The organism is Streptomyces sp. NPDC002671 (assembly GCF_053592475.1).
The window spans coordinates 1-9,281 of record NZ_JBSFVU010000098.1 but is presented as its reverse complement, the minus strand read 5'-3'; the positions used below and the strand labels follow the sequence as shown (position 1 = coordinate 9,281).

Here is a 9,281-nt window from a genome sequence, read left to right as displayed (position 1 = left end):
TCTCCGCCAGATCCAGTACCGCAGCAACCTCATCAACGGATGCCTCGCCGAAACCGGCCTCACCCTGACGACATCACGGCGACAACGTCAGTAGAGGAGTTCGCAGACTCCGAGACGATGGCCCCCCACGGGGTGTCGCGGTCCTGCCAGCAGTGCAACGGAAGCTCTCGTAGGCTTGCGGTCGCCCTACGCCTTGGTCGTAGCCCGGTATCGCTCCAGCAGTGCCTCCATGCCGGTCAGGCCGGCGTCCACCAGGCCGAGCTGCCGGACCCAGTTGTCGACCTGTTCATGGCGCTCGGCAGCGACGCGCAGGTCCAGGGCCGGGTTGGCCCGGAAGATGCCGCCCATCGACGTGCCGGCATCCGGGATTGGAGCCAGCCCGTCGGGGACGAGCAGCTGAACGACCGTCTGGCCTGCGACGAGGTGCAGCTCGCGGGGCTGGGCCACCAAAGCAGCGTCGATATCGGCGAGGCCGGCCAAGGCGGCAGTGACGTCGCGGTCGACGAGGGGCTCCAGCAGAGCGTCAATCAGCTCGTACAGATCCGGCACCGGGTACTGGTACTCGAACTTCATGTCCCCGAGGCTGGCCGCGTACTGGCGGAGCTGGGAGACGACGTCGATCGTGACGTGCGCGATCGACGCGGTCGGCGCAGGGCCGTAGAGGTCGGGCAACTTCACCGTCACGATGGCTTCGACTGGGTGCTTCACTGGAGTGTCGTTCAGGGTTTGCCAGACCAGACGGGCGACCCGGGAACGGTTGTGCCCGAGTTGCCGGAATCCGTGATAGACCTCGACCGCCCCGTGCGTGAAGGTCCGACAGGGGGCGCCAGGAGCCGGCCTCCCCCACCGGCAGGTTGATGCCCGTGCGAAGAACGAAGTCCTCGGTGACATGGCCCTATTTGTTCTGCGCCAGCTGCGGCGACATGAGGTTCTGGCGCATGGGTACCGCCTCCGAGGCCGGATCCTCGCGCGCCAGAGCAAGGAGCCGGTCGCGGTCGGCGGTGGCGTTGCGCCCGCTCAGCCGGATCGGTGCGCGGAGGTCCATCAGCAGCGGGCGAGGAGCGGCGTTGGCGTCGACGCGGATGACGACCACGCTGCGTCCGGATCCGTCGTCCAGCGAGACGGGGATGAAGGTCGGCTCCCAGGGCGGGTCAAATTTCTCGTAGCAGCCATTGACGATCTTGTCGATCGTCTCCTGGGTTTGGACTCCGACGACACGGTCGCCGTCGCCATCGTCGGCGTCGGCGTCGGCGTCGGCGTCGGCGTCGGCGATACCCACCATGATCAGGCCGCCATAGCTGTTGGCCATCGCTGCGATCGACTTCAGAAGGCTGGTTAAGTGAATCAGTAGGCCTTCTGCACCTTCATCGTCACGAGATCCCCGCCTGAGCCCGTAATTCCCCAGGTGGATACGGCAGCTGCAGATAGCTGCTGCTGAGCTTTCTGATCATGGTGTGATGTCGGCGTAGGCGTGCCAAGGGCGGTGGCAGAGGCGGGCGCGGTGTTGGGAGGGGAACGCGCGCGCGAGTCTCCAGGGAGGGATCGAGGGATCCCCGCATCTCGTCGTGGCTCGAAAGAATCTGTACGATGCGTGCGCCCATGGGCTCTTGTCGGGAGATGTCCCGCGGGGGCCCTTCTTCTCACCGTGGGGATGCATATGCGCAGACGCGCTTCGGTCGCCGCTCTGTCCGGCGCCCTGGTTCTCTCTTCGGCTCTGGTGTTTCCCGCCGCCGCGCAGGCGCACGCGGGGCCTATGACCAGTGACGACACGACGATCACGAAGGTCGTCGTCAACGGCGGCAAGGACATCGTCCTCGGCACCTCCGCCAAGAAGTCGTTCACCGCCACGGTGACCGCGGCCGACCCGGACGGCGTCACCGCCGGCTGGGTCGCCCTGTGGCACGGCACCTCCTTCGATGACCAGGGCAGGGACGGCGCTCTGTTCCCCGCCGAGGAGGGATCGGGCTCGTGCGTGGCGGTCGATGCCCAGACGTCGACGTGCACGGTCCACTTCACCGTGGACCCGAAGGTTGCCATGACCACGAACTCCTATGCGGGCACCTGGCACGCGTACGCCATCGCGTACGGCCTCCCGAGCGGCTCGGTCAGCGACGGATACGCCGGCTCCGTGCACATCAAGCGCAACACCACGCTGACCGCGAATGCCTCGCCCGAGCCGGTGGTCCATGGCCGGACCATCACGGTCAAGGGCACGCTCACCCGCGCCAACTGGGAGACTCATGCGTACGCGGGCCTGAGCAACGTGTCGGTGAAGCTCCAGTACCGCAAGTCGGGCACCAGCACGTACACGACCCTCAAGACCGTCACCAGCGGCTCCGGCGGAGCGGTGACGGCCACCACGACCGCGACGAGCGACGGGTACTACCGCTTCTCCTACGCGGGTACCACGGCCACCGGCGCCGCGACGTCGGCCAGCGACTTCGTCGACGTCCAGTAGGAACCCGGGACCCGCTTCCGGGACCAGGGACAGGGGAGCGGGGAACCCCGCCGTCGAGATCAGTCTCGGTCTCCCGGATGCGGGGTTCCCGTCGCGTACGGGTTCTCCTCGCCCTCCTTGAGGATGCCCACCGGTCGTCCCCTGGGGACGGATCGCGTTGGCCTGCAATGGCGTCTGAGAATCGCGATCGATCCGCGTGCGATTCGTCGACGATCGCGTTCATTTCGCGCGCGATTCTCGTGCAGAACTGCGTCAAGGGCGGTCGCCTGCCTCGGACATGCAGGCGCCCCGTACCGCGAGGGATGCGGTACAGGGCGCAGGCGCAGCGGCCGGGACGCTACTCGGTGGCGGTGGCGGTGGCTGGGTCACCGACGGTCACGACGAGCTGCTGCAGCTTCCCGCCGAATGACAGTCGGCCCGTGGGGATGTCACCGCAGCTGTAGATAGGTCTGCTGATGCTCATCGCTGCTGGCCAGCGGCGTGAAGGGGGTGGATGGGGGCGTAGGGAAAGCCGCCTCGATCATGACGTGATGTGGCTCAACATCAGATAGAGACGGCCGCTGCGGCAACGGTAGACCACGAAGGCCACGACTTCGCATTCGGGGGCCTGTTGGTCTCGCGCAGGCGCCTGGCGCCGTTGTCGAGCTTCCGGCGAACCTTCGCCGCCAGCACCACCAAGAACTCTTTGATCTTCGTGGGTGTGTCCGTGCACTGGCGGACCACGCTGCGTCGGGCGTGCTTGAGGACCTTGACGAAGGAGACCCGGTCCGGATCGATCCCGTTGTCGTCGGCCAGAGCGATAAGGAGACCCGGTCCGGATCGATCCCGTTGTCGTCGGCCAGAGCGATGATGACCTGTGTGAGGCAGTGGTGTACGACCAGATGTGCCCAGACCTCCTGGCGCACCAGATCCGGGTCGCCCGAGCGCAGGACCTCGGCCGGCCCGCGCTGGAAGGTCTTGATCTGCCTGAACGCCGACTCCGCCTCCCACCTCGAGTGGTAGAGCCCCGCCAACTCCGTCGCCGGATAAGCAATCGGGTCCACCAGATCGGTCAACAGCCTGACCACTTCGCCGCCGTCGACGCGGTACTCGACCACGCGGACCAGCACCCCGCCGGGATGCGCGCCTTTCTGCCCGGCCAGGTTCATCCTCGCCAGGTAGGTGCCACCGGCCAGGTACTCGATCGGGCGAGCAGCGACGCTCGACCGGGCCCGGATCAGCAGATGAGCCCCCGCTCCGGTGTATGCCTTCCACAGCGCCACGCCGGGAAAGCCCCGGTCCATGATGACCAGCGTCCCGGCAGCTGCGTGGGCCATGCTGATCGCCAGCTCCGGCTCGCCGCCGTTGAACCCGCCCACCGACGCGTCGATCTGCGCGTGCGTGCCGCACTCGGTGAGCGTCACCACCCGCGCCTGCGGGAACCCCGCAGGCTGGCCGTTCTTGACCGGCCCGCCGAACGCAGCCCGGTTGGCCGGCGTATCCGGCACATCGAGCACGAATCCGTCCACTGCGGCCAGCCTCATCCCGCGGTAGAAGGCACTCTTCAAACCGAGTGGAGCCAGTGGGCTGGCCAATTCGCGGAATAACGTCTCCAAGACTCGTGGCCCCAGACGTCTGCGCGCCCGCATGAACGACGACTTGTTGGGGATGGTCTCACTCAACTCCGCGACGCTGCCCACCAGTTGCTCCGCCACGTCGTCGTAGGAGTCCTGCTGGAACAGAGCCAGGGCGAGCGTGAAGTAGACCATGAACCCGGCCGGTAGGGCGCCGGACTTCCTATCGCGAACTCCACACTTCTCCAGCACCTCACCAACGAGCTCCGGCGTCACCCAGCGGGTCACTACTCCCAGCCGCACATGATCGGATATCCCCACCCACGGATGCATGCCAGGTCCAACGACCCGACACCTTCAACGTCACCCCGAACTGCTTGCCCTGCTCAAGCAACGGCATTGTCCCGGCACATCGAAGTGGAACAAGATCGAGCACCGGCTCTTCTCCCACATCACCATGAACTGGCGGGGTCGACCGCTGACCAGCCACGAAGTCATCGTCGAGTCCATCGCCGCGACCACCACCCGCACCGGACTGCACGTCACGGCCGAACTGGACACCAACACCTACCCGACCGGAGTCGCAACCGGCGACGCGGAGATGGCAGCCCTGCCCCTGACCCGCCATGCCTTCCACGGCGATTGGAACTATGCCCTGCACCCCCAGCCGACCCCGGCCATCCCGACACCCCGAGCCCCGCAGACGCCGGCATGGGATCGGGCCCTGATGTCCGACCCCGCCCTGACCGGACTATCCCCTCACCAGCTTGACGATCTGACCCAGACCCTGGCCATGGATCGCGATACTCGACGTGGCCGCCCGCCCCGGCTCGCTTTCCCCGACCAGGTCCTGGCCACCGTGCTCCACCTGCGGGTCAACCTGGCCGCGGAACCCCTCGCCGTACTGTTTGGCAGCAGCCGCACCGCCATGCACCGCACCCTGCTGAAGATCAGGAGACTGCTCAAGGCACACGGCATCAGCGTCTCACCAGCGACCAGCCCACCCGCCGTCCTGGGGACCCTCCAGGCCCGGGTCACCGCCCTGAACAACGACCCCAACAACAAGATCAAGACGACATGTTGATGATCTGCAAACTCTTAGGGTTGTCCCGTAAATGATCTCTGAGGTGCTGCATGACCTGCTCGTTTCTCCGTCACCCGGCGAGGGTCAGGTTGTGCAGGCGGGCGGTGACGAGCATCGCGTGGTGGACGCCGTCGCCTTTGAGGCGGCAATCGCGCAGGATCTTCCAGCCCTTCATGCAGGCGAAGGCGTGCTCGACGCGGGCCCGGACCTTGCGGTGGGAAGCGTTGTGTTCCTCTTTCCAGGCCGGGAGTTCGGACTGGCCGCGTTCGCGGCGGTGCGGGATGACCAGGCCGGTGCCCCGGTAGCCGCCGTCCGCGATCACCGTGGTCTTCCCGACGGCATCCTTGGCGCCGGACAGCTCCCACGCCTTGCAGTCGTTGCGATTGCCGGGCAGCGGCCGGCCGACGGCGACGACGAGCCGGGTGTCGGCGTCGATGACGACCTGGTGGTTGGTCGAGGACAAGGACGAGGAGGGCTCCGCGTGAGCGCGGGCCTGGCGGTGCCCGCGGAGATCAGGCGAGCGCTGGGGCCGGTGTTGCGGCTGATGCGCCCGATCCTCGACGGCGGAACGGTTGGAGGCGGTAGCGAGCTGTCGCTGGTGATGGTGTGTCAGGCCAGCCCGGCGGTGGTGCGCCGCCGAGTGCAGCGAGCTGCGCGGTGTACGTCGCCTGGGACACCCGCCGCAGGTGCCGGTGGGTGGGCAGCGTGTGCCGCCGGGGTCCGGGTGCGGTCGGCGGCCGGCTGGCCGAGCACTATGCCCACCGCACGGCTGGGGTGTCCCGGCGAACGTCCTGGTGCCTGCTGACGTCGCGGGCCGGGGTTGCACGGGCCGCCGCCACCCACCTCAGGATGCGATTCCTCCCGGACGTGAACGCCAGGGACAAGTAGGCGTGGCCCGCCGGAAGTTCCCCGGCGGGCCACGTGCAGACGACGGGCCGTGCGGCCCGGTGGGTCACCCCACCATCCGGTACCCGAAGTTGCCGCCCCCGCTCGGCCCGCCCAGGGTGCCGAGGGAGAAGCTGGTGGCGCCGGTGCCGGTGACGCCACTCGCGTCGGTGGCCAGGTTCCAGACGCGGCCCTTGTAGCCGTCCTCGCCGTTGCCGCCGACGTACAGCTCGGGGGCGCCGTCACGGTTGCTGTCCAACAGGGCGAGCGCCGAGCCGAAGTGGTCACCGGCCTCCGAGGTGCTCGGGATGCCCTTGGCGTTCTGCGTGAAGCCCTTGGCGTCCACGGTGCTCACCCCGGTCGGGCTGCCCCACAGCACGTCGATGGCGCCCGACTCCTTGGTGTTCACGTCGTCCAGCCCCGTCTCGTACGGGATGCCGACCGCGATGTCCGGGTAGCCGTCCTTGTTGGTGTCGCCGACGGCCAGCGAGGAGCCGAACTTGTCACCGGTCTCGTTCATGCCGGGGACACCACTGGAACCCTGCTGGTACGAGCGCGAGGTACGGGTGGTGCTGACGCCGTTGGGGCCGCCGTAGGTCACGAAGATCTGGTTCGTCTCCGCGTGCCCGGTGACCAGGTCCTGGTAACCGTCCTTGTCCAGATCGGCGAAGGCCGACGCGTGGTAACCGCCGTCGTAGACGTACGGGGCCGGGAACGCGGAGCCCTTCACCAGCCCGGTCTTCGAGCCCTTCAGCACCGTTCCGGCGGGCGCGCCGCCGCCGAGCACCTTGCCACCGCTGGTGACCACGTCGTCGATGCCGTCGCCCGTCATGTCGCCCACGAAGACGGTGCCGATGACCAGGTCGTCCAGCCTGTCGCTGGCGCGGAACCAGGTGCCGGCGGCCTTGCCGGTGGTCCGGTCGAGCGGCCCGAGCAGCACGGCGGCGCCGTACGAGGAGCCGCCGCCCTGGTAGCCGCCGTAGATGGCACGGCTGACGAAGTCGTCGACGCCGTCCCCGTTGACGTCACCGATGCCGATCCCGCCGCCGAGCAGACGCGGCTGGTTGCCCGCCGGGAGGACGGTCGCGGCGCCGGTGAGGCCTTCCTTGCTGCCCCACAGGACGGTGTTCTTGTCGATCCAGTGGATCACCAGGTCGTCGAAGCCGTCGCCGTCCAGGTCCCCGGCCGCGGTGGCCTCGCGCCACTTGCCGTCGGTGACCGCGTCGCCCGGCACGCCCGGCGTGGCCTGGCTGACGATCTGGGCGGTGTCGTACCGCAGGCCCGTCGCGGACCCGTACGCCACCGCCACCACCCCGGCACGCTGGACGTCGCCCACCGCCGCGGTGTGCGCGCCGATGGCCAGGTCCGGATAACCGTCACCGTTGAAGTCGGCGTGGCTGCCCCCCGCGGCTGCCGCAGCGGTGACCGTGCCGGCCGGCGCGGCCGAGGCCGTACCGGCGGCACCGAACACGACCGCCGCAACGGCAGCCGTGACGAGCGCACTTCTACGCATGGAACCCCCCTACAGGTTCGGCCCGGTGGCCTGGGCCGCCGGGCATCGAATCCAAGTGATCGAATGATCGAATACGACCGGATCATACGGGTCAGGGAGACCAGGGGTGAGGGGTGACGAGAACGGTCGGGCCCGGGCTCCCGCCCGGAGATCTCCCTCGGCCGGACCGGGTCCGGCTGCCCCGCAGCGAGCCCGGCAGGGGGCACCCGCGCAGCCGGGGTGCCCCGTCTGGGGCTTTCGCACGCCAGGCGCCGACAGGGCCGCGTATTCCTCAGCGGTAAGGGCGCTCGGTGACCTTGCGTGGTCGCCAGGTGCGTAGCGGCGCCGGGTGCCGCCCCGGGTGATCTAGAGTTCCCGCGGCGGGCAGTTGACCCGCGCGCAGACACTCGACTCAGGGGTGGGAATTGGTCACTTCGATATCGGCTGCTGCTGCGCAGCGGCACAGACCCTCGGCTACGCGGCGCGCGGCTACCGCGGCGGTGGCCGGGGGCATGGCGCTGGCGGGCGTGGGGCTCATGGCGCCGACCGCGCACGCGGCCGACAGTGACGTCTCGTTCTCGAACGTCGTGTTCAACAACGGCAAGCCCATCGTCGTCGGCATCAGCGCCGAGGTCGAGGCCCCGTTGACGTACACGGTGAAGAGGAACGTGACGCTCGACGACTGGTGGGTTGACGCGTACCGCACCAACGGGACCGTCAGGTATACGCTCGCAATCTCGACGACCCAGTGGAGCTGTCGCCCATCCTCCGCGGGCGGCTACACCTTTCGGGACTGCGACGAGACGATGACCATCGACCCCGACGGCATGCCGAGCGGCAATGGCGGCAAGCTCGTCAACAGTGATGCCACCGACTGGAATTCCCTCGGCACGGGCATCAAGAAGGGTGGCGGTTACGACACCGACCTGCTCTCCGCGACGGTCCGCCTCCAGCGTGCCTCGCGCATCCAGAACATGAACGCCTCCCCGGAGCCCGTCGCCAAGGGCAAGCCGATCACCGTCACCGGCACCGTGCAGCACGCCAATTGGAATCTGCACCGCTACGACAACTACGGTGGCCGACTGGTGAAGCTGCAGTTCAAGCCCGCCGGCTCCAGCACCTACACCACGATCAAGTCGGTAACCGCCAGCAGTACCGGCTATCTGAAGACCACAGTGACCGCTTCCCAGGACGCCACATGGCGCTGGCTCTACAGCGGCAACACCACAACCGGCGCCAGCAGCTCCTCTGGTGACTACGTAGACGTGATCTAAGCCCACTGGGCACCCTCGACCTGCGTGTCGGTCGCCGCGCCTGACAAAAGGCAGCGAAGGCCCCGCTCCGGGCGAAGTCCAGGGGTCGATGCAACACGGCGGTGAGTTGATCAAGCCGCGAGCCGTTTGGACAGACGCTCGGCTGGGGTTTCCCAGCCGAGCGTTTTGCTTGGGCGACTGGTGAGTACCGAACCCGGTCTCCGAAACCGCTCCCCTGGCGAGGCGCCCGGAGACCGATCTCGGCTCTACCCGATCAGCCGGTACGTCTCGTGATCGACTCGCCACCCATGCTGCTTAGGATCCGTGCACGTGGCAGAGGTCCCCGATGAGTTGATCAAGCTGGAACGATCCGCCGAGGAAAAACGCGCGAAGCTCGCAGGCCTCACCGGTGACGAGCGCCGCCTTGGGCGGTGGTCTGGCCCGCGATACGACTGGCCTTGCTGTCAATCCCCCCGATCTGTGGAGACCTTCCTATGCAGCCAGTTCCTCGGTGAGGCTGGCCTGGTAGCTGTGTTCGTAGTCGATCGGGCTCTTG

Annotated in this window: 6 protein-coding genes and 2 pseudogenes; 3 read left to right on the top strand and 5 right to left on the bottom strand. The window is 67.9% G+C overall.

Annotated elements, in window-relative coordinates; translation table 11 throughout:
* Nucleotides 1–186 precede the first annotated feature (186 nt).
* Together ACWD35_RS43905 and ACWD35_RS43900 are read right to left on the bottom strand one after the other, a co-directional pair.
* Nucleotides 187–708 (bottom strand): hypothetical protein, encoded by a 522-nt coding sequence (locus ACWD35_RS43905; RefSeq protein WP_451356931.1) that lies wholly within the window; start codon nt 706–708, stop codon nt 187–189.
* Nucleotides 709–895: 187 nt separating this feature from the next.
* Nucleotides 896–1,318 (bottom strand): ATP-binding protein, encoded by a 423-nt coding sequence (locus ACWD35_RS43900; RefSeq protein WP_451356932.1) that lies wholly within the window; start codon nt 1,316–1,318, stop codon nt 896–898.
* A gap of 435 nt (nt 1,319–1,753) precedes the next feature.
* Between ACWD35_RS43900 and ACWD35_RS43895 the strand changes: the two genes are divergently transcribed.
* On the top strand, nt 1,754–2,458 hold the full coding sequence (locus ACWD35_RS43895) for a hypothetical protein (protein ID WP_451356930.1): 705 nt from the start codon (nt 1,754–1,756) through the stop codon (nt 2,456–2,458).
* 428 nt (nt 2,459–2,886) lie between these two features.
* On the opposite strand, the gene ACWD35_RS43890 is transcribed toward ACWD35_RS43895, so the two are convergent.
* Entirely contained in the window at nt 2,887–4,344 is a 1,458-nt protein-coding gene (locus tag ACWD35_RS43890) for an IS4 family transposase (protein WP_451356929.1), read from the bottom strand.
* Nucleotides 4,345–4,414: 70 nt separating this feature from the next.
* Between ACWD35_RS43890 and ACWD35_RS43885 the strand changes: the two are divergent.
* Nucleotides 4,415–5,095 (top strand): annotated as a pseudogene (locus ACWD35_RS43885) (ISAzo13-like element transposase-related protein); the annotation flags it as partial.
* 70 nt (nt 5,096–5,165) lie between these two features.
* Here ACWD35_RS43885 and ACWD35_RS43880 read toward each other — a convergent pair.
* Together ACWD35_RS43880 and ACWD35_RS43875 are read right to left on the bottom strand one after the other, a co-directional pair.
* Nucleotides 5,166–5,552 (bottom strand): annotated as a pseudogene (locus ACWD35_RS43880) (transposase); the annotation flags it as partial.
* A gap of 495 nt (nt 5,553–6,047) precedes the next feature.
* On the bottom strand, nt 6,048–7,493 hold the full coding sequence (locus ACWD35_RS43875; RefSeq protein ID WP_451356928.1) for an FG-GAP-like repeat-containing protein: 1,446 nt from the start codon (nt 7,491–7,493) through the stop codon (nt 6,048–6,050).
* Nucleotides 7,494–7,984: 491 nt separating this feature from the next.
* Here ACWD35_RS43875 and ACWD35_RS43870 point away from each other — a divergent pair, with 491 nt between their 5' ends.
* Nucleotides 7,985–8,746 (top strand): hypothetical protein, encoded by a 762-nt coding sequence (locus tag ACWD35_RS43870; protein ID WP_451356927.1) that lies wholly within the window; start codon nt 7,985–7,987, stop codon nt 8,744–8,746.
* Nucleotides 8,747–9,281 lie beyond the last annotated feature (535 nt).